A 25,541-nucleotide genomic window follows, 5' to 3' on the forward strand; every position below is an offset into this window, starting at 1 on the left:
AAAACCATCGATTTTCTTCTGTTTCTTTTATCAGTGTTAATCTGTGTTCATCCGTGGTTCCAAAAACCTTAAAAAAGGTACTTGTGCGAATTCATGCATCTGTGTTTAATGCCGGGCCATGATACGTCCGTTTGAGCTTTTCGTTGGCCTGCGCTACACCCGCGCCCGTAAACGTAACCACTTTATTTCTATCATCTCGCTAATCTCCATACTGGGCATCACGCTCGGTATTACGGCGCTTATCACGACGCTCTCGGTTATGAACGGCTTCGGCAAGGAACTGCGCGGTCGCATCCTCGGCGTTATTTCGCACGTCACCATCACCGAAACCAGCGGCCAGCTGCAAAACTGGAAGGCCGCGGCTGAGCGCATCAAGAATCCCCAGGTGATCGGGCGCGCGCCCTACATCGCCGGGCAGGGCATGGTGGCGCGCGGCAAGACCGTGAGCGGCGTCATGGTGCGCGGGGTGCTGCCGTCCGAGGAAATGCAGGTCTCCGAATTCGGCAGTCGCATGGTAGATGGCAAGCTGGAGGCGCTGAAGTCCGGCGAATTCGGCGTCGTCATTGGCAGCACGCTGGCGTGGAAGCTTGACCTAAGTGTGGGTTCGCCAATATCGCTGATCATCCCGCAGGCGCTGGTGACGCCGGCCGGCCTCATGCCGCGTTTCAAGCGCTTCACCGTGGTGGGCATCTTCAAGATGGACATGCACGAATACGACAGTGGCCTGGTGTTAATGAATCTTGACGACGCCGCCAAGCTGTACCAGATGGGCGATCAGATCAGCGGTCTGCGCTTGAAACTCGACGATCTGGATGCCGCGCCACGGGTGGCCAATGAACTGGAAGAAGGGCTCGGAGCAAATTATCTGGCACGCGATTGGACACGCGAGCATGGCAACTTCTTCCGTGCCCTCAAGATCGAAAAAACAGTCATGTTCGTCATCCTGCTGCTGATCGTGACCGTGGCCATGTTCAATGTGATATCCACGCTGGTAGTCGTGGTCACCGAGAAACGGTCCGACATCGCCATCCTGCGCACGCTCGGCGCCAGCCCCCAAAGCATCATGGGCATATTCCTCGCGCACGGTTCCGTTGTTGGAGTGGTGGGCACGCTGGTGGGCACGGCCTGTGGTGTTTTACTGGCGCTCAACGTTGAACCCATCGTGCACGGCATTGAGCGCTTGTTCAGCACCTCCTTTATTTCAGCGGATGTGTATTTCATCAGCGAATTGCCGTCTGATTTACACTTGTCCGACGTGATCCTGGTGTCGAGCTGTTCACTGGTGCTGGGCCTGTTGTCCGCGCTCTATCCCGCGTGGCGTGCTTCCAAGGTACAACCGGCCGAGGCCTTGCGTTACGAATGAGCAAGAAAGCTGAAAAAACTCCGAAGGCGGACAAAGGGGCGAGGCACAGCCCGGCCGAGGCCGTCACTCAGTCAGGGCAAACGGATCTGAAGAAGGCGCTTGAATCGACCACAGCGCCGGAAATAACCGAAAAAAAACATATTCTGCGCGCCACCGGTCTGCAGAAGATTTTCGACGAGGGCACGTTCAATGTGCACGTGCTGAAGGGCGTGTACCTGCGCGTCGAGCCGGGTGAGCGCGTGGCGATTGTCGGCGCCTCCGGTTCGGGCAAGAGCACGTTGTTGCATCTGCTCGGCGGGCTGGACCGACCCTCGGCGGGGCAGGTGGAGATCGACGGTCAGGACCTGACGAAGATGACTGAGAGCGAGGCCAGCGTATTGCGCAATCGCATGCTCGGTTTTATCTATCAGTTCCATCATTTATTGAATGAATTCACCGCGCTGGAAAACGTCGCCATGCCGCTGCTGGTGCGGCGCATGCCGGCGGCCGAGGCCATCGCACAGGCGCAGGCCATGCTAAAGCGCGTCGGTCTCGAGGATCGCTTGCAACATCGTCCAAGTGAACTCTCTGGCGGTGAACGCCAACGCGCGGCGGTGGCGCGCGCCATGGTGACACGGCCATTGTGCGTGCTCGCGGATGAGCCCACCGGCAACCTCGACCGCGAAAACGCGCAGAATGTTTACGAGCTGATGCTGGAACTCAATCGTGAACTTAAAACGAGTTTTATTATTGCCACCCACGATTCCGCGCTGGCGGCGAGCATGGACCGTGTGCTCAGACTCGAAGACGGCGCACTGAAGCAGATGTAAGAGTTTTAACCGCAGAGAACGCGGAGCAGAAGAGAAAAAACTTTTGATCAAAAATCTCTGCGATCTCTGCGTCCTCTGTGGTGAAAAATAATATTAGGCGCTTCTTTCGTGCTTGCGTTTGCGTTTTTCCCAGTCGCGTATCACGTGCCAGCGCCACAGGGCGCGTATGCTGAAATATCCAATACTGGCGCTTATGGCGCTCACCAGCAATGAGCCGAGCAGAAACGGTTTCCATATGCGGATCAGTTCCGTGCTGATCCACTCCCACGAGATTTGAAATTCGACCGCGTGTACCGGCGTATCCAGTATCCAGGCGCCGACGTAGTAGCAGAAATAGGACACCGGCGCTATCGTGAGCGGGTTGGTTATCCACACCAGCGCGACGGCGATCGGCAGGTTGACGTGAAACAGGATGGCCAGGCCCGCGGCCGGTATCATCTGGAACGGCATGGGCATAAACGCCATGAACAGGCCGACGGCGAAAGCGCCGGACGCCGAGCGGCGGTTCAGGTGCCACAGGTTGGGATCGTGTAGCAGCGTGCCGAACAGGCGCAAATGCTTGTGCTCTCGGATTTTGTGGGGATCCGGGAGGTATCGCCTGATATATTTTTTTGCCATGAATTCCAAGTGTATAGTCTCACGAAATAAAAATAACAGCCAAGGAGCCTGCCATTCGCCTCGCCACGTTGGCCTTCCTCAGCGGCGTGCTGCTGGTTCAGCAGTTGGCCGTATTGCCTTCCCTGTGGTGGACATTGCTGCTGGCACCGCTCCTGTGGCCGGCCATCCGTCGTCCCCTGTGGTTCATTCCGGTTTTTTTCCTGGCCGGCGCGATGTGGGTGAGCTTCCGTGCCGGCATTATCCTTGATGACAGCCTGCCGCACGAGCTCGAAGGACGGAATTTGGTCGTGGAAGGGCGGATTGTGGATATTCCACGCCGTGCCGAATTCGGCCAGCGTTTTGAACTGGAAGTGGCGCGCGCCGAGCTCGATGGCGAAGCCGTGCACGTGCCGCGCAAGATACTCCTCAATAGCCGGGAATATTCCTTCCAGCCGCGTGCCGGCGAAACCTGGCGGCTGCTGGTTCGCCTCAACCGTCCTCATGGCTATCAGAACCCTGGCGGGTTTGATTACGAGGCGCACCTGTTCCGGGATCGCATTCGCGCCAAGGGATACGTGCGTGACGATATGGCGCCGCAACGTCTGGATCGGGTACCGGCGTGGTACGACATTGACCGTTGGCGGCAGGATCTGGGGGACCGCATTCACTCGCTTCTGCAGGATAACGAGTATGCCGCAATAATTGTTGCACTGGCCAACGGCGACAGCCGTGGTGTTGGCGCGGAGCAGTGGCAAGTATTGCGCCGTACCGGCACGCTGCACCTCGTCGCCATTTCCGGACTGCACATCAGCTTGATTGCCGGCGTCGTGTTTTTCATGACGCGCTGGTTGTGGGCGCTGCCGGGGACAACCGTTTTGCGCCTGCCCGCACCCCAGTTCGGTGCGATTTGTGCGCTGCTGGCGGCCGCCCTCTACGCCGCGCTGGCCGGTTTCGTGGTGCCAACCCAGCGCGCGCTCATCATGCTGACCGTGGCCATGGCCGGCATCCTGTTACGCCGGCGCTTTCCGCCTTCGCAATTGCTCGCGGTGGCCGGGCTTGCCGTGCTGCTCTACGACCCGCTCGCGGTAATGTCCGCGGGTTTCTGGTTGTCATTTGCCGCCGTAGCCGTGATTCTGTTTGTCATGCACGGAGACCGGTCGGGAAAGTCAGTGGCCTGGAAACTGGGTTATATCCAGTGGGCCATCGCACTGGGCATGCTGCCGCTGATGCTGGCAATGTTCCAGCAGGTATCGCTGGTGGCGCCGGTGGCGAACATGCTTGCCGTGCCGGTGTTTGATTTAATGGCCGTGCCGCTGACGCTGCTGGGAACGCTCATGCTGGGTTTCGCGCCTGATGTTGCCGGGTTTCTTTTCAAGCTGGCAGCGTGGTTGCTGCAGATGCTGTGGCAGGCGCTGACATGGCTGGCGGATTTATCGTTCAGCCAATGGACTCAGCCGGCGCCGGTGTGGTGGGCGCTATTGTGTGGTGCCATTGGTGTAGCGCTGCTACTGGCGCCGCGCGGCTGGCCGGCGCGCTGGGTCGGTGTTGTATGGTTGCTGCCCTTGTTTATGGTGCGCCCGCCGGTGCCCGCCGCGGGGGAGGTGTGGTTCACGCTGCTGGACGTCGGACAGGGATTGTCCGCGGTGGTCCGTACCCGCGAACATGCTTTGCTGTTCGATGCCGGACCGCGTTTCGGTGACTTTGATACTGGCAAGGCGGTAGTTGAGCCATACCTGCGCGCCGTGGGTGTGCGACGACTCAATAGCTTCCTTATCAGTCACAAAGATATCGATCATATCGGTGGCGCCAAATCTGTTCTGCACGGATTGCCGGTCGAGAAAGTACTGAGCAGCGTCCCGGAGATCCTGCCCATGGCGCAACTGTGCCGCTCCGGGCAGTCATGGAATTGGGATGGCGTGGATTTCGATGTGCTGGGACCGGATGACGCCGGAGCAGGACGCAGGAACGACGCTTCTTGCGTGTTGAGGGTGCGCAGTCGCCATGGAAATATCCTGCTGCCGGCCGACATCGAAGCCAAGTCCGAGAAAAAATTGGTGGAAACGTGGGGCGACCGGTTACGTGCGGAAATTCTGGTGGCGCCGCACCATGGCAGCAAAACCTCCTCAACGCCCGCATTCATCGAGGCAGTCGCGCCGCGCTACGTGCTGTTCCCGGCCGGCTATCGCAATCGCTATCGGCATCCTCATCCCGTTGTTGTTCAACGCTATGTGGACCGTGGCGTTATTTTGTACGATTCTGCCTCATCAGGGGCGCTGGAATTCCGGTTGAACGCCAATGGTCTCGATGTCGCGGCTTATCGGGCGCGGCACCGGCGCTATTGGTACGCGGATTGAGCAGATGCGCTAAGCGGTTTGGCGGCGGCTGTCTTTGAGGTTTTGGCCTCGTCTGATACATTAGCCGCACTTTTTTAATAATTTCCCCCGGAATAACAGCATGTTCGAACTTATTAAGGCAGGGGGCTGGGTCATGTGGCCCATCATCCTGTGTTCCGTGGCGGCCCTCGCCATCATTGGCGAGCGTTTGTGGTCGCTTCAGAAAAAAAATGTCGCACCGCCCAACCTGCTGGCGCAGGTGCAGCAACTGCTAACGCGCAACGAGCTCGAACCGTCGCATCTGACGGCGCTACGCGACAGTTCACCGCTGGGTCGGATTCTGGCGGCGGGCTTGGTTAACCGCGACCATGACCGGGAGATCGTCAAGGAGGCCGTCGAGAACGCCGGGCGTCATATCGTGCCGGATCTCGAGCGCTATTTGCGCAGCCTTGGCACGATCGCCGCGATCTCGCCGTTCCTGGGCCTGTTTGGGACTGTCATCGGCATGATCCAGATGTTCTCCGGCATCAGCCAGCACGGCGTCGGCGACCCCACCATCGTCGCGGCGGGTATCTCCACGGCGTTGATCACTACCGCTGGCGGTCTGGCCGTCGCCATTCCAAGCCTCATGTTCTATCGCTATTTCCGCGGACGCGTGAGCGAACTGTTGATCGAGATGGAGCAGGAGGCCATCAAGCTGGTGGAAATCCTGCAAGGCGAACGCGAGAACGACTGAATCGAACTATGAATTTTCGCCCTACCATGCCGGAAGAAGAGCCGGAGCTGAACCTGATACCGTTGATCGACGTGTTGTTGATGACGTTGATCTTTCTGGTTGTCACCACCAGTTTTTCAAACGAAGCGCGTCTGAGCGTGCGCCTGCCCGAGGCCTCGGCCGAGGTCAAGGAGAACGTGCCATCGTTGCGGGTGACCATCGACGCCAAAGGCCAGTTTTACATCGGTGAACAGCAGCTGCTGAACGCCACGCCGGAGGTGTTGCGCAATGCGCTGATGCGCGCCGCCGGCGGTAACAAGGATCCGCTGATTGTTGTTCACGCCGACGCGCACACGCCGCATGAGGCCGTCATTCGTGTTATGGACTCGTCGCGTCGCCTCGGCTTCACCCGATTGACGTTCGCCACCCAGCAGCCGTCCGGCCAAGCGGCGCGTGAGTAAAAACCCGGACACGCAAAATAACCTGCGGCTGTACCGCCGGCTGCTGGCATATGCCTGGCCGTACAAGTGGATGTTTTTTCTCGCCGTTGTCGGCATGATTGTGCTGTCGATCACCGCGGCCGGTTTCACCGCTCTGATAAAGCCGCTCATGGACGAGGGCTTCGTCCAGCGCGATGCCTCGGCCATCAAGATGATCCCGCCGCTGATTGTGCTGTTGTTCCTGGTGCGTGGTATCGGCAACTTTCTGGCGCAATATGGCACTGCCTGGATTGGACGGCGCGTAACCTACGATCTGCGCAAAAATATTTTCCAGCGCATGTTGAGTTTGCCCAGCCGTTATTATGAATCGAGCTCCTCGGGCAGCCTGATTTCCCGAATTATTTACGATGTTGAACAGATTGCCGCCGGCGTTACCCAGGTGCCTTATGTCGTCATCGGCGACGGGCTCACCATGTTGGCGCTGGCCGGTTGGTTGCTGTACCTCAACTGGAAACTTACCCTGGTGTTTGCCATCCTGCTGCCGATCACGGCGCTGCTGGTGCGGGCCATGAACCGGCGTTTTCTGCACACCAGTCTCGAGATCCAGACAAGCATGGGCGAGATCTCGCAGGTGGTGCGCGAAGCGAGCGACGGTCAGCGCGTGGTCAAGGCCTTCGGCGGCCAGCCAGCGGAGATGCTTGCTTTTGTGCACGGCAATGAAAAAAACCGCCGCCAGTCGCTGCGCAAAGTGGCGGTTTCCGCCATCGGCATGGGCTTGCTGCAATTTGTCGCCTCGATCGCGCTAGGGTTGGTGATCTATGCCTCATTGCTCACAGGCGAGATCACGGCGGGAACGTTTACTTCCTACCTGGCTGCTGCCTTGTGGATCACGGGGCCGAGCCGACGACTGGCGCGCGTCAACGAAACCATCCAGACCGCGCTGGCCGCGGCGCAGAGCATATTTGCCGTGCTGGATGAGGAGCCGGAAGAGGATACCGGCTCAATGACCATCGAGCGCGCGCGCGGCCGTGTTGAATATCGCCATGTCGGCTTTCGCTATCCCAGCTCCGCGCAGGATGTACTGGATGATGTTTCCTTCAGCGTTGAGCCTGGGCAGGTGCTGGCCATGGTTGGTCAGTCGGGTAGCGGCAAGAGCACCATTGTCGGCCTGCTGCCGCGCTTCTATCGATGTAACCGCGGCAGCATCCGGCTCGACGATACCGATATCAACGACCTGACTCTGGCCAGCCTGCGCCGGCAGGTTGCCCTGGTTGGTCAGGAAAACATCTTGTTCGACGATTCCATCCGCCACAACATCGCCTACGGCGAGGAAGGGGCGATTGATGAAAATCGCCTGATGGAGGCGGCGCGCGCGGCACACGTGCTCGAATTCACGGAACGTCTGCCGGAAGGGATGAACACGCACGTCGGAGATCGCGGCGCGCTGCTGTCGGGCGGGCAACGGCAACGCATCGCTATTGCCCGGGCGTTGTACAAGAATGCCCCGATCCTGATTCTCGATGAGGCGACTTCCGCGCTCGATACCGAGTCCGAGCGGCTCGTGCAAGACGCCTTGCAGCAATTGATGAAGGACAGGACTACGCTGGTGATTGCCCATCGCCTGTCCACAGTTGAACACGCCGACCGGATCGTGGTGCTGGCGCAGGGGCGCGTGGCGGAGAGCGGCTCGCATCGGGAGTTGCTCGCGCGCAATGGCGTATACGCCGGCTTGTACCGCAATCAATTCCGCGACACCCCGGCCAACTGATTTAATCATGCACTGGCTGGAATGGCACTGGTATCACAAAACCCCGCTTAGCCTCTTGTTGCTGCCAGTCAGCTGGCTTTATTGCCTGCTTATTGTAGTGCGCCGTGAACTGTATCGTCTGGGCGTGTTTCCTTCCGTGAAGTTGTCGGTGCCGGTCATCGTGGTGGGCAACGTCACGGTAGGAGGCAGCGGCAAGACTCCCCTGGTTCTCTGGCTCGCGAGTTTCTTGCGCCAGAAGGGCATGCGTCCGGGCATTGTGTTGCGTGGCTACGGCGGCAGTGCCGCGGACTGGCCGCATGGAGTTACGCCACAGCACGACCCCGACGTGGTAGGCGACGAGGCGGTGATGTTGGCGCGCCAAAGCGAATGCCCGGTGGCAGCGGACCCGGACCGTGTTCGGGGCGCACAGTACCTCTTGCGTGAACATCGGTGCGATGTCATCGTGAGCGATGACGGTTTGCAGCATTTGCGTCTGGCACGTGACATGGAAATTGCCGTTATTGATGGTGAACGCCGTTTCGGTAATGGCTATTGCCTGCCTGCCGGGCCGTTACGTGAGCCGATCGGTCGCCTGCGCGATGTCTTGCTGCGTGTTACCAACGGCGCCCCACAAGCGGATGAGTTGGGCATGGTGCTGGTGGAAACCGGTTTTTGCCGGGTGAATGCACCGGCGTCCTATGCCTCGGCAGGATCGTTCAAGGGTGAAACCGTTCATGCCGTGGCGGGCATTGGGAACCCGGCGCGGTTCTTCGCGCACCTGCGACGGCTCGGCATTGAGATCATCAAACACCCGTTTCCCGATCACCACCGGTATGTACCGGGGGATATCCGTTTTCAGGACAATCGCCCGGTGATCATGACCCAGAAAGATGCGGTAAAATGCGAACGCTTCGCGGGCGATCATGTCTGGTTTCTGGCAGTAGAGGCGCGACCTGACCCGCACATCGGTGAAGTAGTGTGGCAACGACTCAAGGAGAAGTTACGTGGATAAAAAACTGCTCGACATCCTGGTTTGCCCGGCGTGCAAGGGGCCGCTGATATATGACAAGATTAAATCAGAATTGGTCTGTAAGGCCGACCGTCTGGCCTATGCCATCCGCGACGATATTCCGGTGATGCTGGAAGACGAAGCGCGCCAGGTGGCGGAAGAAGAGCTGCCTAAATGAATTTTGGAACGCAGATGAACGCAGACAATTTTGCCGGGAGCAAAAATTGGACAGCGGAGCGCAGCGACGCTGGCCCGAGCGCAAGCGAGGGCGAGCGCCATGGATGGCGCGAGCATAAACACAGATATAAAGAAACAAGGCATGCTTTTTTGGTTTTAATCTGCGTTCATCCGCGTTCATCTGCGGTTTCAAAAATAAAATAATCATGATCGTCATTATTCCAGCGCGTTACGCCTCGACCCGCCTGCCCGGCAAGCCGCTGGCGGATGTCGCCGGCAAGCCGCTGATCCAGCGTGTCCATGATTGCGCCAAAAAGAGCGGTGCCGCCCAAATTGTTGTCGCCACGGACGACGAGCGCATTCGCGCCGCGGCGGAAGGTTTTGGCGCGAGCGTGGTGATGACATCAATCGAACATCGCTCGGGCACGGATCGGCTGGCGGAGGTCATTACGAAGCTTGGCATTGGCGCCGAAGAGATTGTCGTGAATCTGCAAGGTGATGAGCCCATGATGCCGCCAGAGCTGATTCGCGCGGTGGCGGCAAAACTTGCCTCGCACAAAGAAGCGCAAGTCGCTACCGCCTCTCACGCTATTCATGAACGCGAGACGCTGACCAATCCGAACGTGGTAAAAGTGGTGTGTGATGCCAAGGGTTATGCACTTTATTTCAGCCGTGCCGCCATTCCCTGGCCGCGCGACATCATGGCCGGGAAGGGCGGGGGTTCCCTCCAGGCCTTTCGCCATATCGGTCTCTATGCCTACCGTGCAGGTTTCGTGCAGCGCTATGCATCCTGGACGCCCTGTCCACCGGAGGAGACGGAACAGCTGGAGCAGCTACGTGTCTTGTGGCACGGGGAACGGATTGTAGTGCACGAGGCGCGCGCTCTGCCCGAGGCCGGCGTGGACACGCCGGAAGATCTCGAAAGGGTGCAGAAAATATTTTTGAATAGACGGGATTCACAGGATTAAAACAGGATTAACAAGATTAAAGCTAAAAATATTCTTTCAAGTAATCCTGTAAATCCTGTGGAATTTTTATTTATATGGTGAAAGTTCTGTTCGTTTGTCTCGGTAATATCTGTCGCTCGCCGACGGCGGAAGGTGTGTTCCGCAAACTGGTGTGCGATATGAAACTGGAGCACCAGTTCGAAATCGATTCGGCGGGCACCCATGCCTATCATGTTGGCGACCCGCCGGACGAACGTGCCCAGGCCGCCTGCGCGCGCCGTGGCATCGACATCAGTGGCCTGAGCGGGCGCAAGGCCATCGCCGCGGACATAGAGAGATTCGATTATGTCTTGGCCATGGACCGCGAGAATTTCGAAAATCTGATCGACATCTGTCCGCCGGGCCATGAGACGCGCGTCCGGCTGTTCATGGAGTTTGCCGCTGATCGGCCGGAGGAAGAAGTGCCCGATCCATATTTCGGCGGGGCCGGTGGTTTTGACCGCGTGCTCGACATGATTGAGGACGCCGCACAAGGCCTGCTCGAAGACATCCGGCGCACGCGTTTGTAGACTCAAAAAAAACCCGCCTGGTGGCGGGTTTTTTGTTTACTTGTTTCCTTTATTGTCGTCGGCATCAAATCGGGTTTCGACTTGAACCAACTCCGGTTTGGGAGAGGATTCACGGCTGTCCGATTCATGATGTGATTCATGTTCGGTCGGACTCGCCGATGGCGTATGCCAGCCGTCATTTTGTTCCGGTGGCGTCTCCCGGGATGAGGTGGACGACGGCGACTCCGTGAAGGATTCCGTCATGCCGCCAGCCGTGTCTGCCGGCGCCTGATACGAGACTTCACGTGGAGGCTGTGATTCCTGTGCAGGTTGCTCAGGCGCCGCATTCGACCCTGGCGCATTGTTATTGTTACGTGCGTTGAAGTCCGGTCTTTCCTGCGGCGGCCTGCCTTCCTGACCCCGGCCACGACGGCGACCGCGGCGTCGGGGTCTACGACCGCTCCCTTCCGGGCGTTCGCTTTGAGGCGCACTGGCCTCGTTGTCGGCGCTCGGTCCCGGGCCGGAACCCCCGCTGGTCTGTTGCGGCGGTTGCGGTGGGCGCGGACGGTTTCGGTCCTGACCTTGTCCTTGGCCGCCGGGACGGCGGTCAGAATGCCCGTGGCGCTCATGCCGTTGACCCTGATGGGGACGATGCTGTGGACGCCCGCCACCATGACCACGATGCGGCTGATGTGGACGGGCCGGCCGGCTTTCCGGGGTCGCCGGTTTCTTTGCTTCCTCATCTTTTTTGCCGAACAGGCCAGAGATGAACTTCTTGATGAGGCTACCGCCGTTAGCGGCAGGCTTCGGACGTTCTGGCGGTGCGGCAGTGGTATGCGTGAGCGGACCGATGACCGGCTTTTCCGCTTCCGCGGAAACCGGTGTGGGTTGAGCGGGTTTGCGCTCGTCCTCGTCTTCGTCCTCCACCAGATCGATCTCATAGCTCGGTACGTCGGCCTCGGCCTCGTATTCATCGATGCGCAAGCGGCGAATGTGATAATGCGGTGTTTCCATGTCCGACATCGGAATGATCATGATCGGCGTGCCGATACGTGATTCGATGGCGCTCATCTCCATGCGCTTTTCGTTTAGCAGGTAGGTTGCTGTCTCGATCGGCAGATGGACGTGGACCGCGGCGGTGTTTTCCTTCATGGCTTCTTCCTGGATCATGCGCAGGATCGAAAGCCCCGATGACTGCACGCTGCGAATATGTCCGGTACCGCGACAGCGTGGGCAGATCAGACTGGAGGATTCACCGAGCGAAGGACGCAGACGTTGGCGCGACATTTCGAGCAGCCCGAAACGTGATATGCGGCCAACCTGGGTGCGGGCGCGATCGACCTTGAGAGAATCGAACATGCGGTTTTCCACATCGCGTCGGCTGCGCTCGGGCGTCATGTCAATGAAGTCGATGACGATCAGACCGCCGAGGTCGCGCAGGCGCAGTTGGCGGGCAATTTCTTCCGCCGCCTCCAGATTGGTGTTGAGCGCGGTTTCCTCGATGTCGGCACCCTTGGTGGCACGCGCCGAATTGACGTCGATGGTGACCAGCGCCTCGGTTTTGTCGAACACGACCGCACCGCCCGATTCCAGACGCACTTCGCGCGAAAAGGCCGACTCAATCTGATGCTCGATCTGAAAACGCGAGAACAGCGGCGTCTCGTCCTTGTACAGCTTGAGCTTGTCGATAAACTGCGGCGCCACTTGCTGCATGAATTTCAACATGCGCTCGTGAATTTCCGGGTTATCCACCATGATGTCGCCGATGTCGGCCTTGAGGTAATCGCGGGTAGCGCGCACCACGAGGTTGCTTTCCTGGTAGATCAGGAAAGGCGCGGCGCGTTCCTGCGAGGCCTTGTAAATGGCGTCCCACAGATTGATCAGGTAGTCGAGGTCCCACTGCAATTCCTCGGCCGAACGGCCGATGCCGGCGGTCCGGGCGATAACAGAATAGTCATCGGGCAGCTTGAGCTGACCCATGGCCTCACGGAGTTCTGCGCGATCTTCGCCCTCGATGCGGCGGGAAATGCCGCCACCCTTGGGATTATTGGGCATGAGAACCAGATAGCGGCCGGCGAGGCTGACAAAAGTCGTGAGCGCCGCACCTTTGGTGCCGCGTTCTTCCTTGTCCACTTGCACCAGCAGTTCCTGGCCTTCGCGCATGACGTCCTTGATACGCACCTGACTCATTGGGGTGCGTTCGTTGTAACCCTGGAAGTAAATGCGGGAAATTTCCTTGAGGGGCAGGAAACCCTGGCGTTCGGAACCGTAGTCCACGAAGGCGGCTTCCAGGCTCGGCTCCACGCGGGTAATTTTACCCTTGTAGATATTTCCTTTTTTCTGCTGGTAGGTAGAGGATTCGATGTCGAGGTCGATAAGTTTCTGACCGTCGACAACAGCCAATCGCAGCTCTTCGGGATGAGTTGCGTTAAAGAGAATACGCTTCATTGTTGATAGATGTCCCCGACGCCCGGTATTGCGTGCAGCTCCGTCCGCGCTGTTGTTTCAGCGCGACATGACGGAACGTCGTCCTGCCGACAGGGTGCAGAGACCGCTAATTTAGGGTCGACGGTCTTCTGCTTTGATACCGCGCTTGATGCTGTGCGCGGATGTGCAAATTCAGACTTTAATTACGTCGTGAACAGTTTTGCTGTCCCACGCGTCGTCTGCCTGTGTGTGTCGGCAGGTGCTCGCTTTTTATGAGCGTCTATTCCATACGCCTCTACAGGAAGTAGGGGAGAGGCGTGTTACCCATTTGGGCTCTGTCCGTTATATGCGTAGGACACCGGATTATGTGGGCCGGTCGGCAACGGTGCGGCAGAGCCCGCGCCGGCTTTTACCTGGCGCGAAAATCCGTTGCATTTCTAGTACTTGTGTAAAACTCTAAAGAATTTACTAAAAGTACTCACTGGCACTATAGCAAACCAATTGACTCCCCAGCAATCTGTTATTATCGCGCCGGCATGAAGAAGGCCGTCGACCCCGTAGCCCCCACCGTCCGTTACCTCGAAATCGATGAAACCCGCGCCGGCCAGCGGCTCGACAATTTCCTGATTGCCATCCTCAAGGGAGTCCCCAAGAGCCATATTTACCGCATTTTGCGCAAAGGTGAGGTGCGTATCAACAAGGGACGGGCGCGCCCCGACTATCGTCTGGAAGAGGGGGACTTGGTGCGCATCCCCCCTTTGCGACTGGCGCCCCCACCGCTCCTGGCCGGGGGACCGGAGGCCGCGGAAGGATTTGCCTGGCTGTTGCCACGCATCCTGTTCGAGGATGACGACCTGATGATGGTCAATAAGCCTTCCGGGCTCGCCGTACATGCCGGCAGCGGCGTCAGCGTGGGGTTAATCGAGGCACTGCGTGGACTGCGACCGCAAGCGCCGTTTCTGGAGCTCGCGCATCGTCTGGACCGTGATACGTCGGGCTGTCTGCTGTTGGCCAAGAGCCGGCCGGCCCTGATGGCGCTGCACCGGATGTTGCGCGACGGCAAGATGGAGAAACGCTATCTCGCTTTGGTTGCCGGGGCCTGGCGCGGTGGCGCACGCGAGGTCAGCGCGGCGCTGGAGAAAAACCGCCCACGCTCGGGCGAGCGCATGGTGGAGATATCCGAAGACGGCAGGGAGGCGGTGAGTCATTTTACTCCGCAACAGCGTTTCAAATCGGCATCGCTCATGGAGATCCGGTTGTTGACCGGACGCACACACCAGGCGCGGGTGCATGCCGCCCACCTGGGCCATCCGATTGCCGGTGACGATAAATACGGTGATCGTGAATTCAACCGTCGCCTGCAACGGTTTGGATTGAAGCGCATGTTTCTGCATGCTTACCGGTTGCGATTCGCACATCCTGTGAACGGCAGTAAAATGGATATGGAGGCCCCGCTCCCCGCTGAACTTTCTTCATTACTCGAGCGCCTGACACATGAAACCGCGGTATGAACTGATTATTTTCGATTGGGACGGAACGCTCATGGACTCCGTCGCCAAGATCGTGCGTTGTTTCACGGCGGCCGTGGATGACGTGGGTGCCCCGCATCCTGGCCAAGACGCCACGCGTCATGTCATTGGCCTTGGTCTGGCGGAGGCGGTTGCGACGCTGTTACCGCAGGTCGATGCCGATACACGCACACAGGTGGTGGAGCGCTATCGCCAGTATTTTCTGCATCTCGACCAGACCGACATGCCACTGTTCCCGGGCGTGCGCGAGGGGCTGGAGTCCCTCGTGGCGCAGGGCTGTATGCTCGCGATTGCGACCGGCAAGGCACGCCGCGGACTGGACCGTGTGTTACACGATACCGGTATGGCACATCTTTTTTGTGCCACGCGATGTGCTGACGAGGCATTTTCCAAACCGCATCCGCGCATGCTGGAAGATATTCTGGAGCAGACCGGTTTCAGCGTGGAGCAGGCGTTGATGGTGGGTGACACCACCTATGACATGCAGATGGCGCGCCATGCCGGCATGGATAGCCTCGCCGTGACATATGGTGTGCACGGGCGCGAGCTGCTGGTGGAACACGCTCCGCTGGTCTGTCTGGATTCCTTTAGCGAGGTGTATGCGTGGTTGCAGCAAGCAAACGGCCTGTCATCTGCCGCAGCCACGAATTAATTGAACGCGGGCGCGGCGTGCGTTTTGTTGTGCGTCGTCATGGCGAAGTGACTCCTGCGTTTGCGGTCCGCTTCAATGGCGTCGCGCATGCCTATCTCAACCGGTGCGCCCATCGCTCCCTGGAGCTTGATTGGGTGAATGGAGAGTTTTTCGATGCTTTTGGCGAGCACCTGCTCTGCGCCACGCATGGCGCGCGCTACATCCCCGCCAGCGGTGCCTGCGTGGGAGGGCCCTGCCATGGCGCCGGGCTGGTAAAACTTCCCCTGGTCGAGAAAAACGGCCAGATACTGCTCGAATCGGGGAATGATATACACTTGGTAGATTCAGAAGACGTAGCATGAGGTTATCTCCATGACAGACGAAACCAATTCCACCCCGGCGTCATCCGGTGCCGAGGGTCGGTCCCCGCGCTGGGAGCGCGATCTGCTCGAACGCCTGGCGTTTGCCGCGCTGACCGAGCAACGCCGCTCGCGGCGCTGGGGTATTTTCTTCAAGCTGTTTTTTGCCTCGTACCTGGTGTTGATTCTGGTGATTGCGCAATCGGACAGCTGGAGTGGCAAAGCGTTATCGAACAATCACACGGCACTGGTTGATCTGGAAGGCGTCATCAGCGCTGACAGCCTGGCCAATGCGGACAATGTCATCTCCGGATTGCGCGCGGCATTTGAGAACAAGTCGACTCAGGGAATCGTCTTGCGCGCCAACAGTCCCGGCGGCAGTCCGGTGCAGGCAGGCTATATCAATGATGAGATAAAACGTTTACGCACCAAGTATCCGAAGACACCGTTGTATGCCGTAATCGGCGATGTGTGCGCCTCCGGGTGTTACTACGTGGTGGCGGCGGCGGACAAGATTTACGTTGATAAGGCCAGCGTCGTTGGCTCTATCGGTGTGCTCATGAACGGTTTCGGATTCGTGGATACCATGAAGAAAGTCGGCGTGGAGCGCCGACTCTTGACGGCGGGCGAGCACAAGGGCTTTCTCGATCCCTTCGGGCCGGTGAAACCGGCGGATGCCAGGCACGCTCAACAGATGTTGGACGAGATTCATCAGCAATTTATTGCAACGGTACGCCAGGGCCGCGGCAAGGCGCTGAAGGAAACCAAGACTATGTTCTCGGGACTTTTCTGGACCGGCGAGGAAGCCATCAAGATGGGTCTGGTGGATAGTTTGGGTGGCGCCAGCTACGTGGCACGCGAAGTGATCGGAGCAGAAGAGATTGTGGATTACACCTATCGCGAAAATGTCTTTGATCGTTTCTCGCGGCGGTTAGGAACGGCCATGGCACAGACCCTCAGCACCGATCTCCTCGGCCGCACGCCTCTTTTAAAATAATTTTGGAACCGCAGATTAACGCGGATGAACGCAGATCACAGAAAAAATAAACTCGAAGTTTTATGTTTTAATCCGCGTTTATCTGCGTTCATCTGCGGTTGCTTCGCTTTTATATTATTTTGATCCCTTCGTTTTCGAGCATCCGCACCAGACGGATGAGCGGCAGACCGATCAACGTATTCGGATCGTCGCCCTCGAATTTTTCCAGTAATGCTATTCCCAAGCCTTCCGACTTGACGCTGCCGGCGCAGGAGTAGGGTTGTTCCTTGTGCAAATAGGCCTCGATCTGCGCATCCGTCAGTGGGCGGAATGTCACGCGATATGGAATGACTTCGCACTGAAGGCGTTGGGTGTCGGCGTTGACCAGCGCCAGGGCGGTGTAGAGTGTGACAGCCCTGCCGGAAGCGGAGCGCAGTTGTTCCACCGCCTTGTCATGGCTGTGTGGCTTGCCCACGATCCTGCCGTTATAGATCGCCACCTGATCCGAACCGATCACCAGTGCACCTGGTTTTTGTCCGGCAATCTTTTGCGCTTTTTCGATGGCCAGACGTTCTACCAGTTTTTCCGGTGTTTCGCCGGGACGCGGTGTTTCGTCCACCTCGGGCGCCATGACTTCGAAGGGAATTTGCAGCCGTTCCAGCAGTTCGCGGCGGTAGGGCGACGAGGAAGCCAGAATAAGTTTCATAAGATGATTAACCGCCAAGACGCCAAGATATTGTGAATTTAATCTTGTTTTTCTTGGCGTCCTTGGCGTCTTGGCGGTTCAAAATTCTTATTCAATCTCGACCAGCGCCTCATCGGGATTGACGCTATCGCCTTTGGCGACGTTCACGGCCTTGACCATGCCGGTGACCGGTGCCGAAACTTCGTTTTCCATTTTCATGGCCTCGACGACCAGCACCGGGTCGCCGGCCTTTACCTTGACGCCGGCTTTAACCAGGATGTCCACGATGGTGCCGGGCATGGAACTGGTGACGTGGCCTTCCTTCGATGCCTTGGGGCGCTTCGACCCCTTGGAGGCACGCCGCGTGTCCACCATGCCGGCTTCGGTTGGCACGGTCTCGGTGAGTGTTTCAATAAGTATCTGCTCCGGCACGCCATCGACCGAGACAAAGAACGGACGCTGTTCCTCTGACTTGTGGCCGGCGCCGGTGACACGAATGTGATAGGTCTCGCCGTGCATCGTGACATTGAAGTCCGTTGGCGCGTAGGCGGGCAGACCCGTCGCGACCGCGGATTTCGGAGGCTTGAGTTCTTCTGGTGCGAGGGTACCGGCGGCGCGCTCTTCGAGGAACTTGCGCCCGATTTCCGGGAACATGGCGAAGGTGAGTACATCTTCCTCGCTTTTGGCGAGTTCGCCAATTTCATCGCGCAGGCGATGCAGTTCGGGTTTGAGTTTGTCCGCGGGACGGCAGGTGATGACTTCATCGTCGCCGATGGCCATGTTGCGCACGGTTTCGTTGATCCTTCCCGGCGCCTTGCCATAGCGGCCCTGCAGGTAGAGCTTCACCTCGTTGGTAATGCTTTTGTAGCGTTTGCCGGTTAGCACGTTTAGCACGGCCTGAGTACCGACGATTTGTGACGTCGGCGTGACCAGCGGCGGATAGCCCAGGTCTTCACGTACACGCGGAATTTCCGCCAGCACTTCATTCATGCGATTGAGCGCGCCCTGTTCCTTGAGCTGGTTCGACAGGTTCGAGATCATGCCGCCCGGCACCTGACTCACTTGCACGCGCGTGTCGATTTCGGCGTATTCACTCTCGAACTGATGATACTTTTTGCGGACTTCGCGGAAATAGAAGCCAATCTCCTGCAGCAATCCGAGATTGAGACCTGTGTCGTAGGGTGTATCGTGGAAGGCGACCACCATGCTTTCGGTCGGCGAATGGCTGGTGCCCCAGGAAAGTGATGAGATGGCCGTGTCGATGTGGCGCGCGCCGTGCTCGACAGCCAGGTACATGCAGATGTTGGCCACGCCCACCGTGGTGTGGGAGTGAAAGGCGAGTGGCAGTTTCACGGCCTTGGACAGCGCCGCGAACAGTTCGACTGTGCGCGCTGGCGTGATCAAGCCGGCCATGTCTTTCATGGCGATGGACTGGCAACCCATTTTTTCCATCTGGCGCGCCATTTCGACGAAATGTTCGGTGGTGTGCACCGGGCTCGTGGTGTAGCAGATGGCGCCTTGCGCGTGCTTGCCGGCCTTGAGCACGGCCTTCACCGAGACTTCGATGTTGCGCATGTCGTTCATGGCATCGAAGATGCGGAAGACATCGACGCCGTTCTGTGCTGCTTTCTTCACGAAGGCTTCGACAACATCGTCGGAATAATGACGGTAGCCCAGCAGATTCTGGCCGCGCAGCAGCATCTGGATCGGTGTCTTGGGCAGCGCTTTTTTCAGCTGGCGCAGACGTTCCCACGGGTCTTCCTTCAGGAAACGCAGACAGGTGTCGAAGGTAGCGCCGCCCCAGGCCTCCAGCGACCAGTAGCCGACCTTGTCAAGCTTGTCGCAGATCGGCAGCATGTCTTCGGTGCGCATGCGCGTGGCGAGCAGCGACTGGTGCGCATCGCGCAGCACCAAGTCTGTCACCATAACTTTTTTGGATGAAGACGCCATGATGGTTCTTGCCTCTTACAAGCCGTGATGCGCTGCGATCGCCGCGCCGATGGCTGCCGCCAAATCAGCGGGCGGACGACGGACGGAGTAGTTTAACAGCTCCGGATGTTTTTCGATGAATCCGGTGTCGAATTTCCCCGCCTGGAACTCCGCGGTGCCAAGGATCTCCACGTAGAAGGGTTTGGTGGTTTTTACACCGTGCACGCCCATGTCGAACAACGCGCGCCGCGCGCGCGCCAAGACCTTGTCCCAAGTAAGCGCCCAGACCGTGAGTTTGGCGCACATGGAGTCATAGTGTGGCGGGAACTCATATCCGGTGTAGATGGCCGCGTCGGTGCGCACGCCTGGACCGCCTGGGGCATAATAGCGCGTGATGCGTCCGTAGCTGGGCAGAAAATCGTTTTTCGGATCCTCGGCGTTAATGCGAAACTGGATCGCGTAGCCGCGCCGCTGAATCTGGTCTTGTGTGTAGCTAAGCGGCTGCCCTTCGGCAATGCGGATCTGTTCCTGCACGATATCCACGCCGGTGATCTGTTCCGTCACGGTGTGCTCGACCTGCAGGCGCGTGTTCATCTCCATGAAATAGAAGTTGCCTTCCTGATCGAACAGGAATTCGACGGTACCGGCGTTCTCGTAGTTCACGCATCTGGCCGCGCGCACGCCCAGCTCGCACACGGCGGAGCGCTGTTCTTCGGTGAGCTGTGGAGAGGGGGCGATTTCAATCAGTTTCTGATGGCGCCGCTGTATGGAGCAGTCGCGCTCGAAAAGATGGATGATGTTGCCTTTTTTGTCGCCGAGTATCTGTACTTCGATGTGGCGTGGATTGACAATAGCCTTCTCCAGAAACACCTCGGCACTGCCAAAGGCCTTGGTGGCTTCGGAGACCACGCGCTCATAGGCGCGCTTGAGTTCGTCTTCACTGTTGCAGCGACGGATACCGCGTCCACCACCGCCTGAGGTGGCCTTGAGCATTATCGGGTAGCCAATTTTGTTGGCCAGCTTCAGGGCCTCGTCGACGTTTTTGAGATTGCCCTCGCTGCCCGGTACCACCGGCACGCCGGCGGCGATCATGGCGGCGCGTGCCGCGGTTTTATCACCCATTTGACGTATGGCCTCCACGGACGGGCCGATGTAGATGATGTCGCGTCGGGCGCAGATTTCGGTCAGCTGGGGATTTTCCGAAAGAAAGCCGTAACCCGGGTGCAAGGCATCGCAACCGGTGGCCACCGCCAGGTTCACGATCCGATGAGCGTTGAGGTAGCCACCCACCGGGTCCGGGCCCACGTTATAGGCTTCATCCGCCTTTTTGACGTGCAGGGCATGCCGGTCGGCATCGGTGTAGATGGCAACGGATTTAATGCCCATTTCGGCACAGGCGCGCACCACGCGCACCGCGATTTCACCGCGGTTGGCAACCAGAATTTTCTCGATCAAGCTGAAACTCCGCTGAGCTGAATGACGGCGCCCGCCAGGCCGCTACGCTTCGTTTTGTACGGAAAGGGGGCGGCACTGTCAATAACATTTCCGGCCCGTCGGCACGGCTAAAACCCTATTTTGACACAAGTTTGCAGCAAATATATGATGCGCGGCCTGTATCTGGCCGCCTGCCCGCAAAACCGTCCGATTCCGGAGGTTATAAGCGCGCAACGGATACGCCCGATTCTGTGAGGGAATCATGTCGTCATCCTGGAAAGAGTCACACGGACATTTACCGGGGACCATCGATCCGATCCTGCTCGCGGAAAGGGGCGCACATCTGACCGGCACGCTCCCGCTGAAGAGCTTGCCGAGCCTCGCGCAAGGCAGTCTTGAAGGTTCGGGCGACGTCATGGTCGATCTGGCCTTTGAAAGACAGGAAGGCGAGAAGGTATTTATCATGCACGGCGCGCTGCGCGTGCACTTGCGAGTGACTTGCCAGCGCTGTCTGGAAGCGATGGATCTGGAACTCAAGGCGGCACCGTGGCTTATCCTGCTGAAGTCAGGAGAACGTCTGGAACAGCAGGAAGGCGACGCTGATATTCTGGTGGCGGACAAGCCCCTGCCATTAAGCGAGTTGGTGGAACACGAATTACTGCTGGTGTTGCCGATGGTACCGATGCATGCACCGGAGCAGTGCCCGGTGAAAGTCCGTGCCGCGAGCGTTGCCAAGGCCGATGCTGCTCGTGTCGTACGCGGCGGCAAGAACCCGTTTTCGGTTCTGGGCAAACTGAAGAAGACGAAATAGTACCGATTATCTTTAATTATCGAGGATTTACCATGGCCGTACAGAAAAGCCGAGTATCACCTTCACGCCGCGGTATGCGTCGTTCGCATGATGCGCTCACGAAGTCGGCACTTTCGGTTGACAAGACCAGCGGCGAGACGCATCGCCGGCATCATGTCACCGCCGACGGTTATTACCGCGGCCGCAAGGTGCTGGAAACCAAAGCAGAATAGCGCTGGTTTGATCCGGAATTACTCAGGGACTTGAGAACGTGATCACGATTGCCCTCGACGCCATGGGGGGCGATCACGGTGTTGGCGTCACCGTGCCCGCGGCCCTTGAGGCGCTGAAACATCAGCCGGGGCTGAAGCTCATTCTCGTCGGCCAGCGCGAAGTCATCGAGGCCGAACTTGGGCGCCATCGCGCAGCCGGCAGCGACCGGATCACCCTCCATCACGCCTCTGAAGTCGTGGGCATGGATGAACCCCCTGCACAAGTCCTGCGCAACAAGAAAGATTCCTCCATGCGTGTGGCCATCAATCTCGTCAAAGAAGGCGCGGCCCAGGCAGCCGTGTCTGCTGGCAACACCGGAGCGCTCATGGCCACCGCGCGTTTCGTCCTCAAGACTTTGCCGGGCATCGACCGCCCGGCCATCATCACAACCCTGCCGACCATGCACGATCATGTGCACGTGCTCGATCTCGGTGCCAACGTGGATTGCACGCCGGATCAGCTGTTGCAGTTCGCCATTATGGGTTCGATCCTTGTCACCGCCGTGGAAGGCGAGGCTCGCCCGCGCGTCGGGCTGCTCAACGTGGGCGAGGAAGACATCAAGGGAAATGACACCGTCAAGAAGACACACGAATTGCTTCGTTCCAGCTCTCTCAATTATGCCGGTTTCGTAGAAGGGGATGAGATTTATACGGGCGACATGGATGTGATCGTATGTGATGGTTTTGTCGGCAACATCATGCTCAAGACCAGCGAAGGTTTGGCGCACATGATCGCTCATTTCATCAAGCAGGAATTCAGACGCAACCTTCTCACGAAGCTATCCGCGCTGGTCGCCTTGCCAGTGCTGCAGGCGTTCCGCAAACGTGTCGACCCACGGCGATACAACGGTGCCACGCTGATCGGACTCAATGGCACTGTTATCAAGAGCCATGGCGGCGCCGATGTATTGGCCTATGAACATGCCATCATGGAGGCCGTGGCGGAAGTGAAGAACAACGTTCCGGCGCGTATCGGACAAGCGTTGGCCGCCATGGCGGCCAAGGGAGAAGTGGTGTGATCTATTCGCGCATAATTGGCACCGGGGGCCACTTGCCGGCCAAGGTGCTCACCAATCACGATCTCGAAAAAATGGTCGAGACCACGGATCAGTGGATCGTCGATCGCACTGGCATTCGCGAACGCCATATCGCTGCCGAGGGCGAGACCACCGCCTCCATGGCTGAACAGGCCGCGCGGCACGCCATCGAGGCGGCTGGCATCAGCACCAAAGATATCGATCTTATTATTGTGGCGACCACCACGGCCGATCAGGTATTTCCCAGCACTGCCTGCCTGCTGCAGGAACGCCTTGGTATTCACGGCTGCGCCGCTTTTGATGTGCAAGCTGTCTGCACCGGCTTCGTCTACGCGCTCGGTATCGCGGACAAATTCGTGCGCACCGGGTCGGCCAAGTGTGCGCTGGTGGTGGGCAGCGAAACCCTGTCGCGCATTACCGACTGGACTGATCGCACCACCTGCGTGTTATTCGGTGACGGCGCCGGCGCTGTGATACTGACGGCATCTGACAAGCCCGGCATCATCTCCTCGCATTTGCATGCCGACGGCAAGTATAAGGACCTGTTGAGCGTTCCTGCCGGTATCTCGAAGGGTTACGACAAGGTGATCAATGGCACCGCCTACATGAAGATGGAAGGCAACGAGGTATTCAAAGTGGCGGTGAACACTCTCGGGCGCATCGTGGACGAAACGCTCGCGGCCAATCACATGAAGAAATCGGATATCCAATGGCTCGTGCCGCATCAGGCCAACCATCGCATCATTGCCGCAACGGCGAAAAAGCTGGGCATGTCCATGGATCACGTGGTCATGACGGTGGACCGACACGGTAACACCTCGGCGGCGTCGATCCCGTTGGCCTTTGACGAGGCGGTGCGCGATGGTCGCATCAAGACCGGCGACGTGGTCATGATGGAAGCCTTCGGGGGCGGTTTTACCTGGGGCTCGGTTTTATTGAAGTATTGATATGAGTTTTTGACGCAAAGACGCAAAGAAAAAATTCAAAATCTTTTAAATTTCGGCGCGAAGCGCCGCTTTGGTTCCCTTTGCGCCTTCGCGTCTTTGCGTCAAATAATCTTATAACTTTTTAAACATATGACACTGGCATTCGTTTTTCCCGGGCAGGGCTCGCAGTCGGTCGGCATGATGAATGCCCTGGCGGCGGAGTTTCCCGTCGTCAAGCAGACCTTCGCCGAGGCCTCGCAGACTCTGGGCAAAGACCTCTGGCAATTGGTGGAACAGGGCCCGGAAGAAAAATTGAATCAAACCGAGATCACGCAACCGGTCATGCTGGTGGCCGGTGTGGCAACCTGGCGCGTGTGGTTGGCGAACAAGGGCCCGCTGCCGCAGGTGATGGCCGGACACAGTCTCGGTGAGTATTCCGCGCTGGTATGTTCCGGGGCGCTGGATTTTCCCGATGCGGTAAAACTGGTTGCGGATCGCGCACGCTTCATGCAAGAAGCAGTGCCGATCGGGCAGGGTGGTATAGCCGCGATTCTGGGTCTGGACGATGATGCCGTGCGGAAGCTGTGCGAACAGGCAGCCCAGGGTGAGGTCCTCGATGCGGTCAATTATAATTCTCCGAATCAGGTCGTAATCGCCGGGGCGGCGGCGGCCGTGGCCCGCGCCGTGGAGCAGTCCAAGGCGGCCGGCGCCAAGCGCGCCGTGGTGCTGCCCATGAGCGTGCCGGCGCATAGCCGGCTCATGCACCCGGCGGCGCTGCGCATGGCCGAAAGGATCAAGTCCGTGAACATGCGTTCGCCGCGCGTGCCGGTGATTCATAACGTTCATCTGCGGGCGGAATCCGACCCGGAAGCGATTCGAAATGCGCTGGTGCGCCAGATAGAATCCCCGGTGCGCTGGGTAGAGCTGATCCAGAAATTGGCCGCCGACGGCGTGGATCGGATGGTAGAATGCGGGCCGGGCAAAGTCCTGGCGGGTCTGAACAAGCGTATCGTGAAAACTGTCGAAACGTTCCCGGTATTCGATCCGGTAACATTGCGTGAAACTCTGATGAAGGTTTAGTAAGCAGGAAATATTAGAAAGCCATGGTTTTGAAAGGACAGATTGCGCTGGTCACTGGCGCCAGCCGCGGGATCGGGCAGGCGATTGCGCTTGAGCTGGGCCGGCTGGGCGCGCATGTGATTGGCACGGCAACATCCAGTGATGGCGCAGACAAGATCAGCGCGACGCTGAAAGAGAAAGGCGTTTCCGGACAAGGGATGATGTTGGACGTAAACAACGCGGAGTCGATCGCCGCCGTTCTGTCTGAAATCGAAAAATCCGGCGGTGCCCCGACGATTTTAGTGAACAACGCTGGCATCACGCGTGACAATCTGTTGCTGCGCATGTCCGAAGAGGAGTGGGATGCCGTTCTGGATACCAACCTCAAGTCTGTGTACCGGATGAGCAAGGCTTGCCTGCGCGCCATGACCAAGGCGCGCTCGGGGCGTATCATCAGCATCAGCTCAGTGGTGGGAGCCATCGGTAACGCCGGGCAGGCGAATTACGCCGCCGCCAAGGCCGGTCTGATCGGATTCACCAAGGCGCTCGCGCGCGAGGTGGGTTCGCGCAACATCACCGTCAACGCGGTGGCGCCGGGTTTTATCGATACCGACATGACCCGCGCACTCCCCGAGGCGCAGAAGGAAATATTGCTCAAGCAGATCCCCTTGGGTCGCCTGGGACTGGCCGAAGAAGTGGCCTCGGCCGTAGCATTTCTGGCCTCGCCGCAGGCGGGCTATATTACCGGTACGACCCTGCACATAAACGGCGGGATGTACATGAACTAAAGTGAGTATCTGTC

General features: G+C 58.6%; 26 protein-coding genes. 21 read left to right on the forward strand and 5 right to left on the reverse strand.

Annotated elements, in window-relative coordinates:
- Nucleotides 1-118: 118 nt before the first annotated feature.
- Both NUV55_RS01620 and lolD read left to right on the forward strand, forming a co-directional pair.
- Complete coding sequence (locus NUV55_RS01620) at nt 119-1,363, forward strand: lipoprotein-releasing ABC transporter permease subunit (RefSeq protein WP_296669796.1); 1,245 nt, start codon at nt 119-121, stop codon at nt 1,361-1,363.
- Complete coding sequence (lolD, locus tag NUV55_RS01625; protein WP_296669797.1) at nt 1,360-2,172, forward strand: lipoprotein-releasing ABC transporter ATP-binding protein LolD; 813 nt, start codon at nt 1,360-1,362, stop codon at nt 2,170-2,172. Before NUV55_RS01620 ends, lolD begins: the two co-directional genes overlap by 4 nt.
- 93 nt (nt 2,173-2,265) lie before the next feature.
- Here the strand turns inward: lolD and NUV55_RS01630 are convergent, their stop codons facing one another.
- Nucleotides 2,266-2,790: a DUF2062 domain-containing protein gene (locus tag NUV55_RS01630; RefSeq protein WP_296669799.1), complete on the reverse strand. Its 525-nt coding sequence runs from the start codon at nt 2,788-2,790 to the stop codon at nt 2,266-2,268.
- Between the two features lie 68 nt (nt 2,791-2,858).
- Here NUV55_RS01630 and NUV55_RS01635 point away from each other — a divergent pair, with 68 nt between their 5' ends.
- The 9 genes from NUV55_RS01635 (at nt 2,859) to NUV55_RS01675 (ending at nt 10,706) form a co-directional block, all read left to right on the forward strand.
- Nucleotides 2,859-5,123, forward strand: a complete 2,265-nt coding sequence (locus tag NUV55_RS01635) for a DNA internalization-related competence protein ComEC/Rec2 (RefSeq protein ID WP_296669800.1) — start codon at nt 2,859-2,861, stop codon at nt 5,121-5,123.
- Nucleotides 5,124-5,223: 100 nt separating this feature from the next.
- Nucleotides 5,224-5,838 carry a MotA/TolQ/ExbB proton channel family protein gene (locus tag NUV55_RS01640; protein WP_296669802.1) on the forward strand — a complete coding sequence of 205 codons (615 nt, stop codon included), beginning with the start codon at nt 5,224-5,226 and terminating at the stop codon, nt 5,836-5,838.
- An 8-nt stretch (nt 5,839-5,846) separates the two neighbouring features.
- Entirely contained in the window at nt 5,847-6,278 is a 432-nt protein-coding gene (locus NUV55_RS01645; protein WP_296669804.1) for a biopolymer transporter ExbD, read from the forward strand.
- Nucleotides 6,271-8,025: a lipid A export permease/ATP-binding protein MsbA gene (gene msbA, locus NUV55_RS01650; RefSeq protein ID WP_296669806.1), complete on the forward strand. Its 1,755-nt coding sequence runs from the start codon at nt 6,271-6,273 to the stop codon at nt 8,023-8,025. Before NUV55_RS01645 ends, msbA begins: the two co-directional genes overlap by 8 nt.
- 7 nt (nt 8,026-8,032) lie before the next feature.
- Nucleotides 8,033-9,016, forward strand: a complete 984-nt coding sequence (gene lpxK / locus NUV55_RS01655) for a tetraacyldisaccharide 4'-kinase (RefSeq protein ID WP_296669807.1) — start codon at nt 8,033-8,035, stop codon at nt 9,014-9,016.
- A complete protein-coding gene (locus tag NUV55_RS01660; protein WP_296669809.1) occupies nt 9,009-9,191 on the forward strand; it encodes a Trm112 family protein in 183 nt (60 codons plus the stop codon). Before lpxK ends, NUV55_RS01660 begins: the two co-directional genes overlap by 8 nt.
- On the forward strand, nt 9,188-9,394 hold the full coding sequence (locus NUV55_RS01665; RefSeq protein WP_296669810.1) for a hypothetical protein: 207 nt from the start codon (nt 9,188-9,190) through the stop codon (nt 9,392-9,394). Before NUV55_RS01660 ends, NUV55_RS01665 begins: the two co-directional genes overlap by 4 nt.
- Nucleotides 9,391-10,158 carry a 3-deoxy-manno-octulosonate cytidylyltransferase gene (kdsB, locus tag NUV55_RS01670; RefSeq protein WP_367280317.1) on the forward strand — a complete coding sequence of 256 codons (768 nt, stop codon included), beginning with the start codon at nt 9,391-9,393 and terminating at the stop codon, nt 10,156-10,158. The genes NUV55_RS01665 and kdsB overlap by 4 nt, the downstream gene beginning before the upstream one ends.
- Nucleotides 10,159-10,232: 74 nt before the next feature.
- The gene (locus NUV55_RS01675) at nt 10,233-10,706 is read left to right on the forward strand and encodes a low molecular weight protein-tyrosine-phosphatase (RefSeq protein WP_296669814.1); all 474 of its coding nucleotides are present in this window, start codon (nt 10,233-10,235) and stop codon (nt 10,704-10,706) included.
- A 36-nt stretch (nt 10,707-10,742) separates the two neighbouring features.
- On the opposite strand, the gene NUV55_RS01680 is transcribed toward NUV55_RS01675, so the two are convergent.
- Complete coding sequence (locus NUV55_RS01680) at nt 10,743-13,133, reverse strand: Rne/Rng family ribonuclease (protein ID WP_296669815.1); 2,391 nt, start codon at nt 13,131-13,133, stop codon at nt 10,743-10,745.
- Between the two features lie 515 nt (nt 13,134-13,648).
- On the opposite strand from NUV55_RS01680, the gene rluC reads away from it, so the two are divergent.
- From rluC to NUV55_RS01700, 4 genes are read left to right on the forward strand one after another with little or no spacing between them, the layout of a single operon-like run.
- Nucleotides 13,649-14,623 (forward strand): 23S rRNA pseudouridine(955/2504/2580) synthase RluC, encoded by a 975-nt coding sequence (gene rluC / locus NUV55_RS01685; protein WP_296669817.1) that lies wholly within the window; start codon nt 13,649-13,651, stop codon nt 14,621-14,623.
- A complete protein-coding gene (locus tag NUV55_RS01690; protein ID WP_296669818.1) occupies nt 14,607-15,293 on the forward strand; it encodes an HAD-IIIA family hydrolase in 687 nt (228 codons plus the stop codon). The genes rluC and NUV55_RS01690 overlap by 17 nt, the downstream gene beginning before the upstream one ends.
- A 29-nt stretch (nt 15,294-15,322) precedes the next feature.
- Nucleotides 15,323-15,634: a Rieske (2Fe-2S) protein gene (locus NUV55_RS13740; protein ID WP_367280318.1), complete on the forward strand. Its 312-nt coding sequence runs from the start codon at nt 15,323-15,325 to the stop codon at nt 15,632-15,634.
- 10 nt (nt 15,635-15,644) lie between these two features.
- Complete coding sequence (locus NUV55_RS01700) at nt 15,645-16,628, forward strand: S49 family peptidase (protein WP_296669822.1); 984 nt, start codon at nt 15,645-15,647, stop codon at nt 16,626-16,628.
- A gap of 109 nt (nt 16,629-16,737) precedes the next feature.
- Here the strand turns inward: NUV55_RS01700 and NUV55_RS01705 are convergent, their stop codons facing one another.
- The 3 genes from NUV55_RS01705 to NUV55_RS01715 all read right to left on the reverse strand — a co-directional run bounded on the left by NUV55_RS01705 (nt 16,738) and on the right by NUV55_RS01715 (nt 20,676).
- Nucleotides 16,738-17,313 (reverse strand): Maf family nucleotide pyrophosphatase, encoded by a 576-nt coding sequence (locus tag NUV55_RS01705; RefSeq protein WP_296669824.1) that lies wholly within the window; start codon nt 17,311-17,313, stop codon nt 16,738-16,740.
- An 87-nt stretch (nt 17,314-17,400) separates the two neighbouring features.
- Entirely contained in the window at nt 17,401-19,242 is a 1,842-nt protein-coding gene (gene oadA / locus NUV55_RS01710; protein WP_296669826.1) for a sodium-extruding oxaloacetate decarboxylase subunit alpha, read from the reverse strand.
- A gap of 15 nt (nt 19,243-19,257) precedes the next feature.
- Nucleotides 19,258-20,676 (reverse strand): acetyl-CoA carboxylase biotin carboxylase subunit, encoded by a 1,419-nt coding sequence (locus tag NUV55_RS01715; protein ID WP_296669828.1) that lies wholly within the window; start codon nt 20,674-20,676, stop codon nt 19,258-19,260.
- Between the two features lie 241 nt (nt 20,677-20,917).
- On the opposite strand from NUV55_RS01715, the gene NUV55_RS01720 reads away from it, so the two are divergent.
- The 6 genes from NUV55_RS01720 to fabG all read left to right on the forward strand — a co-directional run bounded on the left by NUV55_RS01720 (nt 20,918) and on the right by fabG (nt 25,527).
- Entirely contained in the window at nt 20,918-21,466 is a 549-nt protein-coding gene (locus tag NUV55_RS01720; RefSeq protein ID WP_296669829.1) for a YceD family protein, read from the forward strand.
- A gap of 32 nt (nt 21,467-21,498) precedes the next feature.
- Nucleotides 21,499-21,678 carry a 50S ribosomal protein L32 gene (rpmF, locus tag NUV55_RS01725; RefSeq protein ID WP_296669831.1) on the forward strand — a complete coding sequence of 60 codons (180 nt, stop codon included), beginning with the start codon at nt 21,499-21,501 and terminating at the stop codon, nt 21,676-21,678.
- A 38-nt stretch (nt 21,679-21,716) separates the two neighbouring features.
- Nucleotides 21,717-22,736: a phosphate acyltransferase PlsX gene (gene plsX / locus NUV55_RS01730; protein WP_296669833.1), complete on the forward strand. Its 1,020-nt coding sequence runs from the start codon at nt 21,717-21,719 to the stop codon at nt 22,734-22,736.
- On the forward strand, nt 22,733-23,701 hold the full coding sequence (locus NUV55_RS01735; RefSeq protein WP_296669835.1) for a beta-ketoacyl-ACP synthase III: 969 nt from the start codon (nt 22,733-22,735) through the stop codon (nt 23,699-23,701). The genes plsX and NUV55_RS01735 overlap by 4 nt, the downstream gene beginning before the upstream one ends.
- Nucleotides 23,702-23,830: 129 nt before the next feature.
- Nucleotides 23,831-24,760, forward strand: coding sequence for an ACP S-malonyltransferase (gene fabD, locus NUV55_RS01740; RefSeq protein ID WP_296669836.1), 930 nt, complete (start codon nt 23,831-23,833; stop codon nt 24,758-24,760).
- 23 nt (nt 24,761-24,783) lie between these two features.
- The gene (fabG, locus tag NUV55_RS01745) at nt 24,784-25,527 is read left to right on the forward strand and encodes a 3-oxoacyl-ACP reductase FabG (RefSeq protein WP_296669838.1); all 744 of its coding nucleotides are present in this window, start codon (nt 24,784-24,786) and stop codon (nt 25,525-25,527) included.
- Nucleotides 25,528-25,541: the final 14 nt, after the last annotated feature.

Origin of the sequence: Sulfuricaulis sp. (genome assembly GCF_024653915.1) — a bacterium.
GTDB lineage: Bacteria > Pseudomonadota > Gammaproteobacteria > Acidiferrobacterales > Sulfurifustaceae > Sulfuricaulis.

Excerpts from the sequence above, each read along its gene's own strand:
- NUV55_RS01620 (WP_296669796.1), top strand. The coding sequence starts at position 119 with ATGATACGTCCGTTTGAGCTTTTCGTTGGCCTGCGCTACACCCGCGCC.
- lolD (WP_296669797.1), top strand. The coding sequence starts at position 1,360 with ATGAGCAAGAAAGCTGAAAAAACTCCGAAGGCGGACAAAGGGGCGAGG.
- NUV55_RS01630 (WP_296669799.1), bottom strand. The coding sequence starts at position 2,790 with ATGGCAAAAAAATATATCAGGCGATACCTCCCGGATCCCCACAAAATC.
- NUV55_RS01640 (WP_296669802.1), top strand. The coding sequence starts at position 5,224 with ATGTTCGAACTTATTAAGGCAGGGGGCTGGGTCATGTGGCCCATCATC.
- NUV55_RS01645 (WP_296669804.1), top strand. The coding sequence starts at position 5,847 with ATGAATTTTCGCCCTACCATGCCGGAAGAAGAGCCGGAGCTGAACCTG.
- lpxK (WP_296669807.1), top strand. The coding sequence starts at position 8,033 with ATGCACTGGCTGGAATGGCACTGGTATCACAAAACCCCGCTTAGCCTC.
- NUV55_RS01665 (WP_296669810.1), top strand. The coding sequence starts at position 9,188 with ATGAATTTTGGAACGCAGATGAACGCAGACAATTTTGCCGGGAGCAAA.
- NUV55_RS01675 (WP_296669814.1), top strand. The coding sequence starts at position 10,233 with ATGGTGAAAGTTCTGTTCGTTTGTCTCGGTAATATCTGTCGCTCGCCG.
- NUV55_RS01680 (WP_296669815.1), bottom strand. The coding sequence starts at position 13,133 with ATGAAGCGTATTCTCTTTAACGCAACTCATCCCGAAGAGCTGCGATTG.
- rluC (WP_296669817.1), top strand. The coding sequence starts at position 13,649 with ATGAAGAAGGCCGTCGACCCCGTAGCCCCCACCGTCCGTTACCTCGAA.
- NUV55_RS01690 (WP_296669818.1), top strand. The coding sequence starts at position 14,607 with ATGAAACCGCGGTATGAACTGATTATTTTCGATTGGGACGGAACGCTC.
- NUV55_RS01700 (WP_296669822.1), top strand. The coding sequence starts at position 15,645 with ATGACAGACGAAACCAATTCCACCCCGGCGTCATCCGGTGCCGAGGGT.
- NUV55_RS01705 (WP_296669824.1), bottom strand. The coding sequence starts at position 17,313 with ATGAAACTTATTCTGGCTTCCTCGTCGCCCTACCGCCGCGAACTGCTG.
- oadA (WP_296669826.1), bottom strand. The coding sequence starts at position 19,242 with ATGGCGTCTTCATCCAAAAAAGTTATGGTGACAGACTTGGTGCTGCGC.
- NUV55_RS01720 (WP_296669829.1), top strand. The coding sequence starts at position 20,918 with ATGTCGTCATCCTGGAAAGAGTCACACGGACATTTACCGGGGACCATC.
- rpmF (WP_296669831.1), top strand. The coding sequence starts at position 21,499 with ATGGCCGTACAGAAAAGCCGAGTATCACCTTCACGCCGCGGTATGCGT.
- fabD (WP_296669836.1), top strand. The coding sequence starts at position 23,831 with ATGACACTGGCATTCGTTTTTCCCGGGCAGGGCTCGCAGTCGGTCGGC.
- fabG (WP_296669838.1), top strand. The coding sequence starts at position 24,784 with ATGGTTTTGAAAGGACAGATTGCGCTGGTCACTGGCGCCAGCCGCGGG.